The organism is Nocardia mangyaensis (assembly GCF_001886715.1).
GTDB lineage: Bacteria > Actinomycetota > Actinomycetes > Mycobacteriales > Mycobacteriaceae > Nocardia > Nocardia mangyaensis.
Map to the genome: position 1 here is coordinate 6,963,960 of NZ_CP018082.1, position 18,093 is coordinate 6,982,052.

The window sequence follows — 18,093 nt, forward strand, 5'->3', positions numbered from 1 at the left end:
CGCGCGATGCTTGAGGGGTGGAAGCCAGAACTGTCGACGACTGGGTGTCTTGCTACCAGCGCGAATTCGGGCTACCCGTTCGCGAGCGCGGTGGCTTCGTCATGCTGCCGATCACCGACCGGATCTGCGTGGTGCACCTGCCGACCACGCGTGCCGAGAAGGTGCTGGCCGTCTTACGGGAGCAACGCAGGGAGGGTCCGGTGCTGGCGCGCCAGATCCGCTGGAGCCTGCTCGCCGTCCCCGACGCCCGGCCCCCCGCCGACGTGGCCACCGACCTGTCGGGCCTCGACATCGACATCCCCGCCGTCGGCAGCGCCGTCATGCTGCCCACCAGCCTCGGCCGGTGGAGCCGCGAAGGCTGTCACTGGGTGCGCCCGCCCGCGGGCCACGATGCGCTACCGCCGCTGTCGCTGCTGCTGCACCTCGCGCTGTCGGTCGTGCCTCAGCGGGTCTCGACCGCGCTGAGCGAATCGGGCGAGAGCGGGAAGTTCAGGTACGACCGCGACGGCGTCGGCCCGCGCTGACCCTGGTACTTCGATCCAGCCGCGGCACTGCCGTAGGGGTGCTCGGCCGGACTGGACAACCGGATCAGGCACAGCTGCCCGATCTTCATCCCCGGCCACAGCGTGATCGGCAGGTTCGCCACGTTCGACAGCTCCAGCGTGATGTGCCCGCTGAACCCCGGATCGATGAACCCCGCCGTCGAGTGGGTCAGCAGCCCGAGCCGCCCCAGACTCGACTTGCCCTCCAGCCGCCCCGCCAGATCATCGGGCAGCGAGCACACCTCCAGCGTCGACCCGAGCACGAACTCCCCCGGGTGCAGCACGAACGGCTCCCCCGGCTTCGGCTCGACCAGACTGGTCAGCTCGTCCTGCTGCTGCGCCGGATCGATATGGGTGTAGCGGCTGTTGTCGAACACCCGGAACAGCCCGTCGAGCCGCACGTCGATACTCGACGGCTGGACCATCGACTCGAGCATCGGTTCCACGCCCAGCCGCCCCGCGGCGATCTCGGCCCTGATGTCACGATCGGAGAGCAGCACCGGCCCAGTGTAGGCAGCGACCCACCCCCACCCCCTCGGCCCCCCAGCGACCTGCACCGACCCCGAAGACTTGTATCTGCGGCCGACAGGTCTGATAGAGTCGCGAACGCGTCAGACGCCTGCCGATGTAGTTCAATGGTAGAACTTCTGCTTCCCAAGCAGACAGCGCGGGTTCGATTCCCGTCATCGGCTCAAATACGAAACCCCCCAGCTCATCCGGGGGGTTTCGTCGTTTCTCCACAGTTCCGATGGCCACCGACCCGAAGCGTGTCCGTGTCGAGCGTGCCCCGGCCGCTCGCGCCGCCACCCTGCCCCGGGTTATGGTGCCCCACCAGAATCTGATGTCGGCTGGGCCAGGAGCGAGTTGTGGACACCCCTGTGCAGACCCGGCGTACGAGGTGGGAACAACGCACCGAACCGGCGCTGGTCGTCGCGGCGCTGGTCTTTCTCGGCGCGTACGCCGCACCCATCATCCATCCCGGAATCTCGGAAGGCTGGCGCAGCGCCTGTGCCGCGACGACATGGGCGGTATGGGTGCTGTTCGGGCTGGACTACCTCACTCGGCTCGCGCTGAGCGGCAACCGGTTGCGGTTCATCGGACGCAACATTTTCGACCTGATCATTCTGGTCCTGCCGATGCTGCGGCCACTGCGCCTGCTACGCCTGCTGACGTTGCTGTCGATCGCGCACCGCGCCGGAGCTCCCCAACTGCGCGGCCGAGTAGTCATCTACGCGACCGCCGGTACGGTGATCCTGCTCGGCCTCTCAGGGCTGGCCATCACCGACACCGAGCGCGGCGCGCCAGGAGCGCAGATCGAGAGTCTCGGTGACGGGCTGTGGTGGTCGATCACGACGATGACGACCGTCGGCTACGGCGACCGGGTCCCCGTCACCACGCCGGGCCGATTCGTCGCCGCGGCACTGATGATCGCGGGCATCGCGCTGCTGGGTGTGGTGACGGCGACGTTCGCGTCCTGGCTGATCGAGCGGGTGGACGAATCGACGCAGTCGCAGGACGCGACACACGAGCTCATCCAGAGCCTGCGCCAGGAAATCCAACGGCTCAACGAACGGCTCGACGCCATCGGGCCGCGCCTGGCGGATACGGCCGAAGACCGCGATCCGGCGGCACCAGCGGCCGAAGCCCGGCCCGTTCCGGACCACCGCCACTGACAACGACCTCGGAGCGGCCGACGACGCCGATCAGCCCAGGCGCGAAACATGGCCCGCCACAACGCGAGTGGAATCAGCCGAAGCTCAGCTGCCCAGGCGTACGCAGTCCGTGGCGATCTTGGACTGGGCCGCGGCGACCTTGCCGGAGTCCTCTTCGCCGAGCAGCTCGGCCGGGTCACCGGACTGCGCGTTGGACACCATCACCCGCAGACCGTTCTGCGACATTCCCGACTCGAAAAAGACTTTCGCGGCACAGTCGGCGAGCTCTGGATTCTGCAAACCCTTGTCCTGCAACGACTGGGACAGCTCCGCCTGAGTGACCGCGGGGCCCTCGTCATCGCTTCCACACGCCGACAGCACCGGCAACGCGATGAGCGCCGCGGCGACCAGACAGATCCGCACTGAGTGTCCTCTCGATCGTCGCGCATCGGCCGATGCGCGGCCGTGGTGGATCATGCCGCACCGTCGCCGTGGAGGCCAGCGCGAACGGTTCCGCCAGAACTGACTCACGAGTAAGGTAGGGCCATGGGAGACCACATCACCGTGCGCTTCGATAGCGATCGCGCATATATCTCGCTGAACCGTCCCGGCAAACACAACGGCCTGACGCTGGAAATGCTGCGCGATCTCATCGCGGCAGCGCGAAAAGTGTCTGAACACAAGGAAACTCGAGTCGCCATTGTCACGGGAAACGGTCCGAGCTTCAGCAGTGGGCTCGATATCGCCGCCGCTACCCGCGAACCGTTGGCTATCGTCCGGGAATTCCTGCCCCGACCCTGGCGCGGTACCAACACCTTTCAAGAAGCGTGCTGGTCATGGCGCCGCCTGGACATTCCGGTGATCGCGGCGGTACACGGCCGCTGTTTCGGCGGCGGACTCCAACTCGCCCTCGCCGCCGATTTCCGGATCGCCGCCCCCACCGCCGAATTCTCGGTCATGGAAGCCGCGCACGGGCTCATTCCGGACATGTCGGGCGCCGCCACGTTGTCGCAGCTCATCGGCATCGACCAAGCCCTGCTGCTGACCTTGACCGCCGATCCCGTCGACGCCGCCCACGCTCGGAAAATCGGCCTTATCACCGAAATCGCCGAGGACCCACTGGCCGCCGCGGAAACTCTCGCCGACCGCATCGCCGCCCGCGATCCCCGGGCCGTCGCCGCGGCCAAACGACTGTTCGACCGCACCTGGCAACGCGGTTCCCGCACCACCTTCGCCGCCGAGCGCGCGGCCCAACTGCCCTTGCTGCTGCGTAAAGCGCTGACTCGTAGCGACTGACAGGCAATCGGATGAAGAATTCGTGTCGGCTCCCACGTTGATGTTCCCCACTTCCGCGCGCAAGGCTGTTAGCATCGCTGCGATTCGCCAACCAGCTGAAATGTGGCATGCGACACAGGCGCCCCTGGAGCGTGCGTCACTTTCGGCCTGACCCGGAGGCTCGCACAACCGTGAACAAGACCGGATCCATCCTGCTGGCAGCACTGGCAGGGGCCACGGCCTTGCTGGTGAGCGGAGCCACTCCCGCCGTGGCGAATCCGAACGCCATCAACCCGATTCCCGTCCTCAACGGCACCCACGGTCTGCCCCCGCTGCACGGTCGCACCCAGGCCGTGTTCCAGGTGACCGGCATGGCGAGCCCGAACAACACCCAGAACTACAACGTCCTCGGCACCGACCTGGGCATCATGTGGGACAACGGCCGCGGCGAGATGCTCACCGCCTTCGGCGACACCGCCGGCATCGGCTTCCCCAACCTGCTCGCGGGTAGCACCTGGGCGTGGCGGTCCAACATCCTGGTCCGCAGCAATTCCAAGAACCCGGCCAACGGCATCTACTTCGACAGTGTGGTGCGGGATGTCATCGGTCAGGCGCGCGACCTGATCCCCAGCCCGAAGATCCCGTTCCTGGAGATCAGCCGCATCCCGACGGCCGGCATCTCGGCCAACGGGGTGCAGTACCTGTCGATGATGTCGGTGAAGACCTGGGACGCGCCCGGTGAGTGGACCACCAGCTTCTCCGGCCTGGCCGCTTCGGCCGACAACGGCGAAACCTGGGCCGACCTCGGCCACACCCGCCGACCCGCCGAGGGCGGCAACGCGAACTTCCAGATGAACGCGTTCCTGAAGGACGGCGGCTTCATCTACGAGTACGGCACTTCGGCGGGCCGCAACAACGAGGCCTTCGTCGCCCGCGTGCCCGAGGCCCAGATCGAGGACCTCGGCGCCTACGAGTACTGGGATGGCGAGGGCTGGCGTCCGGGCGACGTGAACGCGGCGGCCCCCATCATGGGCGGCGTCGGCGAGCTGTCGGTGATGTACAACGAGCACCTCGGCCAGTTCGTCTCCCTCACCACCGACCCGTTCAACTCCGTGGTGATGCGCCGCGCGTCCTCCCCGCAGGGCCCGTGGAGCGTTCCGGAGGTCCTGATCGACGCCCGCGAACTCCCCACCGCCTACGCCCCGTCGATCTTCCCGTACCAGACCGGCCGCGATCTCTACTTCATGACCACGATCCACTCCCAGTACAACGTCGTGTTGATGCGCACCACGCTCTGAGACTCCCGAAAGCTGGCACCATGGTGTCGCAAGCACATGGGTAACTCACCGGGGACGGGCTGACATGACCACTGACCAACCGCCGGCCGCGTCGGCTGCCGGTGACGAGCCCGAGTCTGGCCAGAAGTCACGGGGAGGCGGTCCAGCGGAGTGGGATGCGCGGTATGCGCGCAGTGAATTGGTGTGGGGCGCACCGCCGAACAGCACGGTGGTCGAGTACGTCTACGGCCTCGACAAACGCGTCGCCCAGCTCGCCGAAGGCACCCCGCCGCCCCTGCCCCGCGCGCTCGACCTGGCCTGCGGCGAGGGCCGCCACGCGCTGTGGCTGGCCACCCACGGCTGGCAGGTGCAGGCGGTCGACTTCTCCCAGGTCGGCATCGACAAGGGCCGCACCGTCGCCGCGCGCCTGTCCCGTTCGGTCCGTTCCCGGGTGGACTGGCGCTGTGCCGACATCACCGAGCTCGACGCCGCCGAGGTCACCGGCCCGTTCGAGCTGATCCTGATGGTCTTCGTCCATCTCTCCGCCGACCAGCGCCGCCCCCTGCTGCACCAGCTCGCGGGCATGCTCTCCCCCGGCGGCATGCTCCTGGTTCTCGGCCACGACACCAGCAATGTCACCGACGGCTACGGCGGCCCCCAGGACGCCGGCATCCTCTTCACCCCCCAGGACATCCGAGCCGACCTCGACGGCCAGGGCCTCACCATCCGGGTCGCCGACCACGTCTTCCGCCCCACCGAGGGCCCCGACGCCATCGACGCCCTCGTCATCGCCGAACGCCCCACCCCCTGACCAAGATCATCAGGCAATGGTGGCGAGAGCTTCTCGGCCGTTGCTTGCGTCAGTGCCTGGTGATCATTCGTCCAGCTGGCGCCAGCGGACGAACCAGGGAATGACAGTGGCGGCGATGGTGTCGAAGCCGGTGCGGAACGAGTGGGGTTGCTTGGGGATGACGAGGACTTCGGTGGCGTCGGTGGGGTCGGGGATACCGAAGGGGTCACTGCCGCCGTTGATGACGACGACCTCGATGTCACCGGGGGCCAGCAGCTCCTCACGCCGGGACTTCTCCGGCTTTCCGGGCGGGTGCAGCGGGAAGGACAAGGCGATCACCCCGCGCGCGTCGGCCGCCACGGCGGTGCGACACGCCACGCGCGCGCCGTTGCTTCGACCCCCCTGGACGAGCGGGATCCCGGGGAAACGCTCCCGCAACGCGGCGACGATCTCGAGCCAGGCCTCGTCCTGCTTGACCGCGTTGCCCGGCGCGCGGCGACCGGCAACCCGATAGGGCTGGACGACGCGAGCCACCACCCCACCGGCTTCGATCGCTGAATCACGCACTACCAGAATGTCTTTCGCGTCGACGCCGCCGCCGGAGCCGTGCGTGATCGCCAGCAGGAAACTCGGCTCGGCAACCTCGTCGAGCTCGATCTCGGCCGGTCCGGCACTCGTCTCGATGCGCACACCTCACGGTAGCCCCACGCACACTGCGAGCAACCGCGCCACCGCCAAGCGTGTCTTTCACATCACATTGCGGCCTACCCCTTTGCCGAAGCGATTACCCACCGGTAATATGGTCCATAAGTTACCCGCGAGTAGCATGCGGAAAACCGGCAAGGCTACCCGGTGGACGTCACGACGGGCGGGAACGGCGCACAACCGACCGCACCAGAACTCAATGGAGAGTGAGTACTCATCATGGGCCACTACAAGGCAAACGTTCGCGACCTCGAGTTCAACCTCTTCGAGGTGCTCGGCATCGACAAGCTGCTGGACGCGGGCGCCTTCGGTGATCTCGACACCGACACCGTGAAGGAAATGCTGTCCGAGGTCCGCCGCCTGGCCGAGGGCCCGCTGGCCGAGTCGTTCGCCGACGCGGACCGCAACCCGCCGACCTTCGACCCGAACACCCACACCGTCACCCTGCCCGAGGCCTTCAAGAAGTCCTACAAGGCACTCGAGGACGGCGAGTGGGCCAAGGTCGGCGTCGTCGAGGAGCTCGGCGGCCTGAACGCCCCCTCCGCCATCACCTGGGCCCTGTCGGAGATGGTGCTCGGCGCCAACCCGCCGATCCAGATGTACGCCGCGGGCGCCGGCTTCGCCCAGGTGTTCTTCAACAACGGCACCGAGGAGCAGAAGCAGTGGGCGGCCAAGATCGCCAACCGCAACTGGGGCGCCACCATGGTGCTGACCGAGCCCGACGCGGGCTCCGACGTCGGCGCGGGCCGCACCAAGGCGATCAAGCAGGAAGACGGCTCCTGGCACATCGAGGGCGTCAAGCGCTTCATCACCTCGGGCGACTCCGACGACCTGTTCGAGAACATCATGCACCTGGTGCTGGCCCGCCCCGAGGGCGCCGGACCGGGCACCAAGGGCCTGTCGCTGTTCTACGTGCCCAAGACCCACTTCGACTTCGACACCGAGACCTACGGCGACCGCAACGGCGTGTTCGTCACCAACGTCGAGCACAAGATGGGCATCAAGGCCTCGGCCACCTGTGAGGTCACCTTCGGCGGCCACGGCGTGCCCGCCAAGGGCTGGCTGGTCGGCGAGGTGCACAACGGCATCGCGCAGATGTTCGACGTCATCGAGAACGCCCGCATGATGGTCGGCACCAAGGCCATCGCGACCCTGTCGACCGGTTACCTGAACGCGCTGGAGTACGCCAAGACCCGCGTCCAGGGCGCCGACCTGACCCAGATGACCGACAAGACCGCGCCGCGCGTGTCCATCACCCACCACCCGGACGTGCGTCGCTCGCTGGCCACCCAGAAGGCTTACGCCGAGGGCCTGCGCGCGATCTACCTCTACACCGCCGCCCATCAGAACGAAGAGATCGCGGCCGCGGTCTCGGGTGCGGACTCCGACGTCGCGTTCCGCGTGAACGACCTGCTGCTGCCGATCGTCAAGGGTGTCGGCTCCGAGCGCGCCTACCAGTACCTGACCGATTCGCTGCAGACCTTCGGAGGCTCCGGCTTCCTGCAGGACTACCCGATCGAGCAGTACATCCGCGACGCGAAGATCGACTCGCTCTACGAGGGCACCACCGCCATCCAGGCGCAGGACTTCTTCTTCCGCAAGATCGCGCGTGACCGCGGTGTGGCCCTGGCCCACGTGGCAGGCCAGATCCAGAAGTTCATCGACGCCGACTCGGCCAACGAGCGCCTCAAGGGCGAGCGCAAGCTGCTCGCCACCGCGCTCGAGGACGTCCAGACCATGGCTGCCACCCTGACCGGCCACCTGATGGGCGCCCAGGAGCAGCCGACCGAGCTGTACAAGGTCGGCCTGGGTTCGGTGCGCTTCCTGATGGCCGTCGGCGACCTGTTCATCGGCTGGCAGCTGCTGCAGCAGGCCGAGATCGCCCTGGCGGCCCTGGACAACGGCGCCACCGGCTCCGATGTCGCGTTCTACACCGGCAAGGTCGCCTCGGCGCAGTTCTTCGCCCGCAACGTCCTGCCGGAGCTGACCGCCACCCGCGCGATCCTGGCCAACCTGGACAACGACATCATGGAGCTCGACGAAGCCGCCTTCTGATCCGCCTCTCCGCGTATTTTGGCCAGACTCAGGTGAGTCTCCGGCCTGGCACGCGGCTGGCGGGGAGGTGCGTGGGGAGTTAGCCAGTTCCCGGTGGGTTACCCATGTTCTCGCGGGATCTGTCGAACGGTCCGGAGCTACTGCTCCGGGCCGTTTGTCGTATCAGGTCACTGCCGTCGCAGTTCGGCGTTTACCCGAGTACAGGTTGTGCGTTTACCAGAGTAGAGGCCCTGCGATTGCAAGACTAGAGGCTGTGCGATTGCTAGATTAGCCGCATGGCCGAGTATCAACAGCGCATCATCGACCAAGTTCTGGACGATATCCAGCCGCACCTGAGAGCGCTCGCGATTTTCGGCCCCAAAGGCGTGGGAAAGACCGCGACCGCCCTCCAGCGCGCCGCCTGGACCATCGACCTCAGTCTGCCCGCTCAACGAGAGTTGATCATCGCCGACCCCTCGATTCTGACTCACACGAAGGGGCCCGTACTGGTCGACGAGTGGCAACGGCTGCCCGAGGTCTGGGACCACATCAGACACGCCGTCGACGCGGGATCGCCACCAGGACACTTCATCATCGCCGGCAGCTCGGCTCCCCGCGGAGCGGTTGTGCACTCGGGCGCGGGCCGGATCGTCCCGATGCGGATGCGGCCGTTGAGCATCGCCGAACGTGGTATCGAAGCTCCGACCGTACGGTTGGCCGATCTCCTCGACGGTGGGGCCGATATCCATGGATCGACAGCACTGCGACTTGTCGACTACGTCGAAGAGATCACCGCATCGGGGTTCCCCGCAATTCGCCCGCTGCCGCCTCGGGTTCGCCGCGTCGAGCTCGAGGCCTATCTCGACAATGTCGTGCAACGCGAGTTCCCGGAGCAGGGCTATCCGGTGCGCAAACCCGAGGTGCTACGCGCGTGGCTGGCGGCGTACGCGGCCGCCACTTCCTCGACAGCCGCGTACTCCAAGATCCTCGATGCGGCTACCCCTGGTCTGCCGAGCAAACCTGCCCAGGAAACCACGCTGGCCTATCGCGATGCGCTGTCGTCGTTGTGGCTTCTGGATCCCGTTCCCGCGTGGATTCCGAGCCGGAACCACCTCGACCGACTCGGGCAAGCTCCCAAGCACCAGCTCGCGGATCCCGCCCTGGCTGCACGTCTACTCGGTCTCGATGCCAAGGCTTTGCTCCGCGCCGAGCAAGGCACCGGAAGGCGGCTCCGCGAAGGCACGATTCTCGGCGCACTGTTCGAACATCTGGTCACATTGAGCGTGCAAGCCTACGCGCAAGCTGGCGAAGCCCCGGTCGGACATCTGCGGACCCGCAACGGAGATCACGAGGTCGACCTCATCGTCCAACGCTCGGACGGTCGGGTGCTGCCGATCGAGGTGAAGCTCGCGGACCGGGTCACCGATGTCGATGTCAAACACTTGCTCTGGCTCCGGGACCGGATCGGCGACGATGTCGTGGATGCGGCCGTCGTGTACGCGGGCGAACATGCCTACCGCCGTCCGGACGGAATCGCAGTCATCCCACTCGCGCTTCTAGGACCTTGAGGGCGCGGCCCGGAGCTATTGCTCCGGGCCGTTTGTCGTTCGTCGGCAAGATCGGCGGGTATCCTGGGTGATACCGTCGATGCATCGCTCGGGGGGTCGAGATGGCTGAAAGTTCCGCGCTCAGTGTGTATTTGCGCGAACGGCGGATGGCCGCCGGGCTCGCACGGGCCGAGCTGGCCGTGCGGGCGCAGATGGCGCCGCTGCTGATCACGCAGATCGAGGCGGGCACGCTGGTGCCCAATCCGCCGATGCTGCAGCGTCTCTTCGACAGCCTCGACGTGCCGCAGTGGTACCGCAAACACATCCTCGTGCTCGGCCTGCCCTCGGTCGAGTCCGGTCCACCGGCCACCGCGCCCTCGGCCGAGGACCTGGCCGACCTGGCCAGCCTCACCCACCCCGCCTGCTTCCAGCGCTTCCCCACCATGGACGTGCTCGCCGCGAACGCCGACTACCAGCGCCTGTTCCCCGGCATGGGCGCCGGCGTCAACATGCTGCAGTGGATGTTCCTGAACCAGACCGCGAAGGAGGTCTTCGTCGACTGGACCACCGAGGCCCAGTTACTGGTCCACGCCTTCCGCATGCTCTCCCCGCTCGCTCCCAGCCACCGCGTCAGCGCCATCGCCGAAGCCTGCGGCCGCTCCCCCGACTGGGACGAGATCTGGGCCAGCGACGTCCGTCCCCAGGACATCGCCCGCCGCCACATCCGCCTCCGCGAACCCGGCACCACCACCGAACGCCGCATGCTCCTCCGCGTCTACGACCCAGCCTTCCCCACCCGCCCCTGGTGGCTCTACCGCCTCATCCCCACCCGCTGACGCAGAAGGGTCCGCTCAGGCGGGCATCAGCCGTCCCCACAGGTGACAAGCAATCTGAACGTGCCCCCGCCCGCCAAGTATCGCGGCTTCAGCATCGGAGAAGGTGATCTTCAGTTGACCGGGACCACCGCCACGTCATCGTGAGGCGACGCAAACCGTCAAACCGTTTGCGGCTCCGTCATTGCGGACGAACTTGTACACCCAGCCGGTCCCGCAGTCGGTGGCCACATCGTGCACCTCGGTGACGAGATGGTCAGCGGCTGGGTCGGAACAGTCGGTCACCTTCGGTTGCAGGGGTTCGCGGACATCGGTGGCACAGTCGCCCGGTGTGCCGTATCCGATGTGGTCGGTGGCGACGGGGCCGCTGCATTGGACGTAGTAGAACGCCGCGCCCGAGGAACTGTGCACGTAGGAGGACTGGGAGTTGCGGATGCCGGCGCAGGCGCGGTTCCCGGGATCCTGATACTCGACGCGGCCGTCGAGTACGCGATACATCGCTTCGGGAGCGTCGCAGGGGACCGGGGTTTGATCGAATTTGGCGACGCACTCACCGACCTCGGCGGTCTTCGAGTGGCCCGCTAGATATCGGGCGCAGATCACGATGCCGCGGCCGCCCAGTGACGTCAGCCCGAACGCCAACCGCGTCTCCGGTTCCTCGGCACAGGCGCGGTCGGTGGCGGGAATCGTCGCATGCAGTTCGGTACTCAACACTTGGATGGGATCAACGTGGGTGCACGGCACCCGGCGCGCTGTCGTCCCCTTTTCGGAAACCTCCACGCAGTCGCCCTGCCGCAGCGACCCCGGATCGTCGTTCGCGTTCCTGGTCGGCTCCAAGCACAGCACCACATCGGGGTACTGCGTATCCCGTTCCGCGCGGGTGGCGGCATCGTGTTTCATACATGCCGCGCTGTCGGGCCGCTCGCGCGGCTCGCGCGCCATGATGCGGTGGGTGGCTTCCGGTTCGTCGCAGGCCAGTTCGGCGACTGTCGCCGGGCCCACACAGTCACCAATCGCCAGCACGATCGGGTCGGGCCGCGTCACCAGATAGCCGGTGACCGCACCGGCCGCCGCGAGCAGGACCACGCCGACCAGTGCGGCGATCACGACTCTGCGGGTCCGCCGCATGGGTGGGGCGACCGGGGGCGCGGCAAGCGGCGGGTTGGCGATGGCTGGCGTTCCCCCGGTGTTCGGGGACTGGTCGGGGTGCACGAAGAACTCCTGAAATCACACTGTCGTCCACCAGGAACCCCTCCAGCGGGACCGCTGCCGGGAGGCACCTGGGCGTCCGACCAGGGTTCGCGCACGGTGATGAAATGCCTTCCCCCCCAATCGAATAGCTTCGTCCACAGTAGCACCACCCCAGGGCTCCGATAGGGTCGTGTTTCAGCACCCAGAATCGGCAGTTCATGCCCACACTTCACGACTTTGACGAAGCCCTGGACCCTCCCCCCACCTCGTTCACACTTCACCTCACGTTGACCCGAAACCAAGAAATGGCCCACACTCCGGTAGGGAGTGTGGGCCATTCGCCTCAGTGCATGCTCACTTCCCGACTAGTTCGGCGGATAGTTGCCCCCGGCGCCGAAGAGGTCCCGGTAGATCCAGAAGACCGCGCCGTCCTCCGCGAAGAAGGTCGTCGCACCCGACAGACCCGATTCGCTCGGCGTTTCCTGCGGCGGCTGCTCGGGGCTGGGCACTGTGGGACCGGGAAGGACGCCCCGTCGGATGAGGTAGGTCTCCTCGCCGGTGACTGCGTTGCTCGGGACCTCCCAATAGGTGTCCCATGCGGTCGGCGGCTCGGGAGAGCCACCGCCGATGACCCCGCCCTGGAACGGACGAGCCAAGACCGGCCGTGCCTGCCGGGGCACGCGAATCCTGGTCCACGCATCGTTCGAGTTCACCCTGAGGCGCATCAATTTCGACATTTCGTTTCCTTTCATTCTCTACAGAGGAGGGCAGGTTCTGCTGTCACCGATCACAGTCGACGGTGAGTGTTGGCCCGCAATCCTTTTCGGCCAGGGGGCGGATAAACCAGACCCGGATACCGCGGGACTGCACGTTCAGTGGCCCGCACTTGTTCCACACAGATGATCAACCCGCGACCGCACGTAGCGGGTTCTGATCACGCACCGCGAGCGCGTCTTCGGCGCGATCTCTAGCGACTGGACAGTCAAGAATTCCACATCAAACCTCTTAAAACATGTCCGTAAGCCGTTGAGCAGCAATGGTTATCGTGTCGCCTGTGGTGATCTCGACGTCCGACGCGGTGATGGTGGAGTTGTTCTCCGGGTTGCGGGCACGGACGTTCTCTCGCCTGATCACGCAGTTGCGGCGCGAGGGCGCTGATCCGCCGTTGCGGGGTCGGCCGTGGAGGTTGTGTTTCGAGGACCGGGTGTTGCTGGTGGCCAACTACTGGCGGACCAACCTCACGATGCGCCAACTCGCTGCGGTGTTCGGGGTGTCGAATCAGCCGCGGCCCCAGTGATCGATGACCTTGGACCGGTGTTGGCGCTACGGCCCCGGGCTCGGTTTCCCCGTATGCGGTGTTGATCGTGGACGGCACTCTGGTCTCGACCCGTGATCACAAGGTGGTAGCGCAGAGTGGGAACTACCGGTACTCGACCAACCTTCAGGTCGTGATCGACGCCGACACCGAACTCGTCGTCGCACTCGGGCGGCCGTTGCCCGGTAACCGCAACGACTGTCGTGCCTGGACCGAGTCCGGTGCTGCCGATGCCTGCCGCAACGCGGTGGTCATCGCCGATGGCGGCCACGGGGGCACCGGTGTGTTAATCCCGCACCGCCGGTCACCCCTGGTGTCGAGCTGCCGGAATGGCCAACTGACACAGAACAAGTCCCACCGCAAGGTCCGTGCTCGCGTCGAGCGACCAGCACGAGGTTGCAGGTTCAACGGCCCGAACTCATCGACAGAGAACCCGCCCGTCCGCGGTTCTGTGGTCGTACAGGTCCAGGATTCGGTTCATCTTCATGGCGAACTCGGGATCGGTGCCGGCTTTCCACGTCTTGACCGCTTGCCACGACACACCCTCGGCCTTCAAGATCTTGCGCAGAGTCTCACGACGTCACCTTCGACCCTGCACTTCGTCGCCGGCGTGATCCGCCACCACCGCCGCGAAATCGGTTCACGCTGGCGGGCACTGGATCCGGGCCAACAAGCCATGCTCGTGCTGGTCTACCTGCGCAAAGGCGAACCCTTCACCGAACTCGGGGCCGGGTTCGGAATCTCTACTACGACGGCGTGGCGCTACGTCGAGGAAACAACCTCGGTGCTCGCGGCACGAGCACCGGGACTGAGATCAGCGCTGCGGACCGCGAAAGCCGCAGGTCATAGCTATCCGATCCTCGATGGCACCGTGATCGCGATCGATCGCGTCGCTGCGGATCGACCATTGCACTCGGGCAAGCACCGGTTACACGGGATGAACGTGGGAGGTCCTGGCCTCGCCTGACGGTGAGATCGTGTGGCTGTCACCGGCCTTGCCGGGCAGTGTCCATGACAGCAAAGCGGCCTGGATCTGGCAGATAGTGACCCGAGTTGGTCATTGGTGGCTGGATAGTGTTGGCGGACAAGGGGTATCAGGGTGTCGCAGGTGTCCTCACCCCGTACAAGGGCAGGAACAAACCGGCGTCGCAGAAGGAAGCCAACCGTGCCCACGCACGGCTACGCAGCCGCGGCGAGCGGGCATTCGCCCAGCTCGAGGTGTGGAAGATTCTGCGGAAGCTGCGTTGTTGTCCCGACAAGACGACTCGGCTCGTCAAGGCGATCGGAGTTCTTCAGGACCGCGAGCGTCAGGCCGCGGCAGCAGGATGAGAAAGGCTCAGTACTGTTCGGCCGATATCAATTCTGCCAGAGCTGGTTTCAGGCACCGCCTCGAGCCCAGGCACGCGCGGCAACGGCGTCCAGTCCGAGCACTTTTCAACGCGGCGGTTCCAAACAGAGCGTGAAATCGTCTGTTGTGTAGACGAATTCTGTCGTCGGATGTCCCGAACACAGGAAATCTTCCGCAGGAGAGGGGAACTGCCGGCTCCCGCCCACCCTCGCGACGACCTTGCCCATCGCCGCGGGATCCGAACACGACACTTTCTCCACCTTGGGACGATCGTCTTCGGTCTTCCCGGTGAGGTTCACCACGCAATCACCGACCTCAGCACTGTTCGCCGACCGCGCCTCGATCGCCACGAACGCCCAGACGAGCAGCGGCCCGATCACCACCGGAATCAACAGCCCGAGCATCCCGGGTCGCCGCACCAGCGGTTTACCAGGATCCAGCGGCGCCCGCGGGCTCCCGGGAATGGGCGCGGACAACTGCTTGATCCGCTTGGCCGCGCCGATGTTCTGCACCAGGATGACCGGAGTGACGAGCACCGAAACGAACCCATACCACCCCATCAGCGCACTCTCCACCGTCAACCGACGGTAGGTGGCGGTTCCACAGTCACGACAGAACGGTCCGGGCTGAGTGACGAACCGCATCAGAAAAGCGAACCCATAGTGCGCTCGAATCGGCGTCCGCACAGCCGGTGTAGCGCCGCACAGACAGCAATAGACCCCATTGGCCGAACTGAAGTCGGCCTGCGGCGAATGAAACCCCTGAGGCGCAGCCACGCCTACCCCCGAACCTCGCTAGAGCCCGCGCCGGACGCGAACGGGCAACAGCAGAGCATATCTCCGACCGACTGTCGGCACAACACGACATAGACTGCGGCACAACGTCTTTGCCGCGGACGCAGAGATGGTCGACCGATCGCATAATCGAAACGCCCACGAGGGGCCATTTCAAGGGCAGCAGAGGCATGCAGCACAGCAATCTACCTAGAATTCCCCGAATACCTGGACCAACCGGATCGCCGCCGGACTATACGTGGATATGTCAGTTCCACGAAAAATCTGGCATCGGATGGCTCGGCGCAGCCTCGGTGTGCCACATGTTGGCCGCGGTGGCCGGCATTGCCTACTCGGCGGATGGCGACCCGGGGAAGCTTGCCCTCGCCATCTCGTCAGCCGGATTCGGGATGCTGTTCTTATCCGGCGCGATTCATGCTTGGCATCGACCGCCTCCCAGAATAGAGGCGATTCCGGAGACCAATGCAGTCCTCTTACCCTATTCCGGTTGGAGCTTGCCCCGCTTGTCTCTGGTCGCTTCGTTCGGACTCAACGGCGCCTTCCTGCCCGGCATAGGCCTGTACGAGAAGGATTTGGCGCCAATACTCTTCGGAATAACTTCGTTGGCCATCGCCGGATACTTGGCGTATCGCATCACCTCTGACCGATTCGAGTCGTACATGGTGTTCACCGACGACTACTTGAGAGTTGTCATGAAGGACGCCGCCTGGGAGATGGAGTGGCAATTCATCGAAGCGATCTACGGGGTGGCGACGTCACCGAAGGGCGATGTATACCTGCGCTGCGCGCCAGAGAAGATCCACTGGCTGAAAGGAGACCCCCGATCGACCGGGGGCCTGCCTCGCTACGACTTCTGGAATGAATCGGTCCAGAAGATCTCCGCATATGATTGGAATTGTCACCCGAACTCACTGCTGTCCACCTTTGTGTATATTTCGGGTAAACAGTCGACGACACCGCTCCCGACATACGATGAGATGGCCAGAATGCTGGACTGCCCTGGTATCTCTACGAGGAAAAGAATCGATAGATCACGAATCCTATAAGGTCCGCGGCGGCATTACCTGGCTGCGTCCGGTCACCGACTTTCTTCAGCTGATGCGGAAGCGGTTGCGGTATTCGGTGGGGGTGGTGTCGAGTGTGCGGCGGAAGGCTCGGGTGAGGGTGTCGATGGTGTTGAAGCCGCAGGTGGTGGCGATACGTTGCAGCGTTTCATCGGTGGCTTCGAGGCGGTGGCGGGCGATCTCCACGCGGGCGGATTCGAGGTAAGCGGCCGGTGTCATGCCGAGTTCGGTGCGGAAGATGCGGGTGAGTTGGCGATCGCTGACGTTGGCCCGTTCGGCCAAGACGGAAACGGTGAGCGGGGTCGCGATATTGCGGGTGATGAAGTGGCGGAGATCGTCGATGCGCCGGGTGGTCGAGACCGGCTCGAGGGAAACACTGAATTGGCTTTGGCCACTGGACCTTTTGAGGTACATCACGAGTTGACGGGCCACCCGCAGGGCGAGTTCGTCACCGAAGTCGTCGGCCACCAAGGCGAGGGTGAGATCGAGGCAGGCGGTGAGACCCGCCCCGGTCCAGATGTCGCCATCGCGGATGTAGATGGGGTCGGCATCGACCTCGACAGCAGGATGCTCAGCGGCGAGTTGGCGCGCGGTCGACCAGTGCGTGGTGGCGCGTTTGCCATCGAGAAGTCCCGCAGCAGCGAGGACGTGGGCGCCGACGCACACCGAGGCCACGCGGCGGGCATCCTTGGCGAGCACCGCCACCGCGTAGACGACGGCCGGGTCGACCGTCGCGCGGACGCGCCGCTGGTCGTCCACCTCGACCGCGCCGGGGACCACCACGGTATCGATCCGGCGAGCCGAGACTTCGAGGAACGTGGTGTCGGGCAGCAGGCGGACACCCGCCGAGGTGGTCACCGGGTCCATGGTCTCGGCGGCGAGAACTACCTCGTAACCGGTGGGTTCGTCCAGCTCACGCTGCAACAGCGAGAAGACCTCGGGCGGTCCGGTCACGTCGAGCAGGTCGACGCTGTCGAACAGCACGACGACTATCAGCCGCTCCGCCGCTGCCATCAATCCGCATCTCCTCCCGGCATGTCTGAATCTGCAGGTTACATGACATTGCCGACACTCCGGGTGGTCTTAGCGTGGAGTTGTCCCGATAGGAAGGTCCCCCGATGACTTCGACGACTCTGCGTCAGCTCAACGGTTTCGATGAGACTCCGGCCGTACTGGCCGACTCCACCCTGATCCTGGTCGACTACCAGAACACCTACACCCGCGGTGTCATGGAACTGACAGGCTGGGAGCAAGCCCTCGAGAACGCCGCCGAATTACTCAGCGCAGCAAGAGCATCCGGCGCGACCGTCATCCACGTCATCAATGACGGCGGACCGGACACCCCCTACGACATCACCGCCGACATCGGTCGAATCCACCCCACCGTCGCACCCACCGCCGACGAAACGGTAGTCGTCAAAACCGTCCCCAACGCCTTCGTCGGGACAGACCTGGGCGACCTCGTCGACGCCGCGGGCAACGAAACCGTCATCATCGCCGGCTTCATGACCCACATGTGCGTCACCTTCACCACCGAAGGCGCCTTCCTCCGCGGCAACAAACCCACCGTCGTCGCCGACGCCTGCGCCACCCGCCCCCTCGCCGAAGTCACCGCACCCCAACTCCACCACAGCGCCCTCGCCACCCTCGCCGACCTTTACGCCGTCGTCGCCACCAACGCCCAGCTCACCGGATAGCATCACCGAGAATCAAAAGCGGAGTCACG

17 protein-coding genes, 1 tRNA gene and 2 pseudogenes are annotated in these 18,093 nt (G+C 65.7%); 13 read left to right on the forward strand and 7 right to left on the reverse strand.

The features are described 5' to 3' along the window. The first annotated feature begins 17 nt into the window (after positions 1-17). Positions 18-524 carry a hypothetical protein gene (locus BOX37_RS31575; RefSeq protein ID WP_071930801.1) on the forward strand — a complete coding sequence of 169 codons (507 nt, stop codon included), beginning with the start codon at positions 18-20 and terminating at the stop codon, positions 522-524. On the opposite strand, the gene dcd is transcribed toward BOX37_RS31575, so the two are convergent. After that, positions 443-1,042 (reverse strand): dCTP deaminase, encoded by a 600-nt coding sequence (dcd, locus tag BOX37_RS31580; RefSeq protein ID WP_071930802.1) that lies wholly within the window; start codon positions 1,040-1,042, stop codon positions 443-445. The two genes, BOX37_RS31575 and dcd, sit on opposite strands and share 82 nt — an antisense overlap. A gap of 121 nt (positions 1,043-1,163) precedes the next feature. Here dcd and BOX37_RS31585 point away from each other — a divergent pair. Beyond that, positions 1,164-1,234, forward strand: a tRNA-Gly gene (locus BOX37_RS31585). Between the two features lie 174 nt (positions 1,235-1,408). Beyond that, entirely contained in the window at positions 1,409-2,215 is an 807-nt protein-coding gene (locus BOX37_RS31590; RefSeq protein ID WP_156910646.1) for a potassium channel family protein, read from the forward strand. 84 nt (positions 2,216-2,299) lie between these two features. Here BOX37_RS31590 and BOX37_RS31595 read toward each other — a convergent pair whose 3' ends face one another. Next, positions 2,300-2,617 (reverse strand): hypothetical protein, encoded by a 318-nt coding sequence (locus tag BOX37_RS31595; protein ID WP_071930803.1) that lies wholly within the window; start codon positions 2,615-2,617, stop codon positions 2,300-2,302. Between the two features lie 123 nt (positions 2,618-2,740). Between BOX37_RS31595 and BOX37_RS31600 the strand changes: the two genes are divergently transcribed. The 3 genes from BOX37_RS31600 (at position 2,741) to BOX37_RS31610 (ending at position 5,557) form a co-directional block, all read left to right on the forward strand. After that, on the forward strand, positions 2,741-3,490 hold the full coding sequence (locus tag BOX37_RS31600; protein ID WP_071930804.1) for a crotonase/enoyl-CoA hydratase family protein: 750 nt from the start codon (positions 2,741-2,743) through the stop codon (positions 3,488-3,490). Between the two features lie 170 nt (positions 3,491-3,660). Next, the gene (locus tag BOX37_RS31605; RefSeq protein WP_071930805.1) at positions 3,661-4,767 is read left to right on the forward strand and encodes a DUF4185 domain-containing protein; all 1,107 of its coding nucleotides are present in this window, start codon (positions 3,661-3,663) and stop codon (positions 4,765-4,767) included. Between the two features lie 64 nt (positions 4,768-4,831). Then, a complete protein-coding gene (locus BOX37_RS31610) occupies positions 4,832-5,557 on the forward strand; it encodes a class I SAM-dependent methyltransferase (protein WP_084760459.1) in 726 nt (241 codons plus the stop codon). Between the two features lie 63 nt (positions 5,558-5,620). Here the strand turns inward: BOX37_RS31610 and BOX37_RS31615 are convergent, their stop codons facing one another. Then, a complete protein-coding gene (locus tag BOX37_RS31615; RefSeq protein WP_071930806.1) occupies positions 5,621-6,226 on the reverse strand; it encodes an alpha/beta hydrolase family protein in 606 nt (201 codons plus the stop codon). Positions 6,227-6,460: 234 nt separating this feature from the next. Here BOX37_RS31615 and BOX37_RS31620 point away from each other — a divergent pair, with 234 nt between their 5' ends. The 3 genes from BOX37_RS31620 to BOX37_RS31630 all read left to right on the forward strand — a co-directional run bounded on the left by BOX37_RS31620 (position 6,461) and on the right by BOX37_RS31630 (position 10,658). Next, positions 6,461-8,296, forward strand: coding sequence for an acyl-CoA dehydrogenase (locus tag BOX37_RS31620; RefSeq protein ID WP_071930807.1), 1,836 nt, complete (start codon positions 6,461-6,463; stop codon positions 8,294-8,296). A 275-nt stretch (positions 8,297-8,571) separates the two neighbouring features. Further along, the gene (locus BOX37_RS31625; protein ID WP_071930808.1) at positions 8,572-9,843 is read left to right on the forward strand and encodes an ATP-binding protein; all 1,272 of its coding nucleotides are present in this window, start codon (positions 8,572-8,574) and stop codon (positions 9,841-9,843) included. A 101-nt stretch (positions 9,844-9,944) separates the two neighbouring features. Beyond that, positions 9,945-10,658: an MmyB family transcriptional regulator gene (locus BOX37_RS31630; RefSeq protein ID WP_071930809.1), complete on the forward strand. Its 714-nt coding sequence runs from the start codon at positions 9,945-9,947 to the stop codon at positions 10,656-10,658. A gap of 135 nt (positions 10,659-10,793) precedes the next feature. Here BOX37_RS31630 and BOX37_RS31635 read toward each other — a convergent pair whose 3' ends face one another. Together BOX37_RS31635 and BOX37_RS31640 are read right to left on the reverse strand one after the other, a co-directional pair. Continuing rightward, positions 10,794-11,867, reverse strand: coding sequence for a hypothetical protein (locus BOX37_RS31635; protein ID WP_156910647.1), 1,074 nt, complete (start codon positions 11,865-11,867; stop codon positions 10,794-10,796). Positions 11,868-12,211: 344 nt separating this feature from the next. Beyond that, a complete protein-coding gene (locus tag BOX37_RS31640; RefSeq protein WP_156910648.1) occupies positions 12,212-12,583 on the reverse strand; it encodes an adaptor complexes medium subunit family protein in 372 nt (123 codons plus the stop codon). 299 nt (positions 12,584-12,882) lie between these two features. On the opposite strand from BOX37_RS31640, the pseudogene BOX37_RS35670 reads away from it, so the two are divergent. After that, a pseudogene (locus tag BOX37_RS35670) lies at positions 12,883-13,543 on the forward strand (transposase family protein); the annotation flags it as partial. A 147-nt stretch (positions 13,544-13,690) separates the two neighbouring features. After that, positions 13,691-14,490, forward strand: a pseudogene (locus tag BOX37_RS34790) (transposase family protein). Between the two features lie 105 nt (positions 14,491-14,595). Here the strand turns inward: BOX37_RS34790 and BOX37_RS31660 are convergent. Then, the gene (locus tag BOX37_RS31660; RefSeq protein ID WP_156910651.1) at positions 14,596-15,084 is read right to left on the reverse strand and encodes an LppU/SCO3897 family protein; all 489 of its coding nucleotides are present in this window, start codon (positions 15,082-15,084) and stop codon (positions 14,596-14,598) included. 521 nt (positions 15,085-15,605) lie between these two features. Between BOX37_RS31660 and BOX37_RS31665 the strand changes: the two genes are divergently transcribed. After that, positions 15,606-16,349 (forward strand): hypothetical protein, encoded by a 744-nt coding sequence (locus BOX37_RS31665; RefSeq protein ID WP_071930814.1) that lies wholly within the window; start codon positions 15,606-15,608, stop codon positions 16,347-16,349. 45 nt (positions 16,350-16,394) lie between these two features. On the opposite strand, the gene BOX37_RS31670 is transcribed toward BOX37_RS31665, so the two are convergent. Further along, positions 16,395-17,381 (reverse strand): GlxA family transcriptional regulator, encoded by a 987-nt coding sequence (locus BOX37_RS31670; RefSeq protein ID WP_071930815.1) that lies wholly within the window; start codon positions 17,379-17,381, stop codon positions 16,395-16,397. 104 nt (positions 17,382-17,485) lie between these two features. Between BOX37_RS31670 and BOX37_RS31675 the strand changes: the two genes are divergently transcribed. Further along, complete coding sequence (locus tag BOX37_RS31675; protein ID WP_071930816.1) at positions 17,486-18,064, forward strand: cysteine hydrolase family protein; 579 nt, start codon at positions 17,486-17,488, stop codon at positions 18,062-18,064. The last annotated feature ends 29 nt before the right edge of the window (positions 18,065-18,093 follow it).

Excerpts from the sequence above, each read along its gene's own strand:
- BOX37_RS31600 (WP_071930804.1), top strand. The coding sequence starts at position 2,741 with ATGGGAGACCACATCACCGTGCGCTTCGATAGCGATCGCGCATATATC.
- BOX37_RS31610 (WP_084760459.1), top strand. The coding sequence starts at position 4,832 with ATGACCACTGACCAACCGCCGGCCGCGTCGGCTGCCGGTGACGAGCCC.
- BOX37_RS31620 (WP_071930807.1), top strand. The coding sequence starts at position 6,461 with ATGGGCCACTACAAGGCAAACGTTCGCGACCTCGAGTTCAACCTCTTC.
- BOX37_RS31625 (WP_071930808.1), top strand. The coding sequence starts at position 8,572 with ATGGCCGAGTATCAACAGCGCATCATCGACCAAGTTCTGGACGATATC.
- BOX37_RS31630 (WP_071930809.1), top strand. The coding sequence starts at position 9,945 with ATGGCTGAAAGTTCCGCGCTCAGTGTGTATTTGCGCGAACGGCGGATG.
- BOX37_RS31640 (WP_156910648.1), bottom strand. The coding sequence starts at position 12,583 with ATGTCGAAATTGATGCGCCTCAGGGTGAACTCGAACGATGCGTGGACC.
- BOX37_RS31665 (WP_071930814.1), top strand. The coding sequence starts at position 15,606 with ATGTTGGCCGCGGTGGCCGGCATTGCCTACTCGGCGGATGGCGACCCG.
- BOX37_RS31670 (WP_071930815.1), bottom strand. The coding sequence starts at position 17,381 with ATGGCAGCGGCGGAGCGGCTGATAGTCGTCGTGCTGTTCGACAGCGTC.
- BOX37_RS31675 (WP_071930816.1), top strand. The coding sequence starts at position 17,486 with ATGACTTCGACGACTCTGCGTCAGCTCAACGGTTTCGATGAGACTCCG.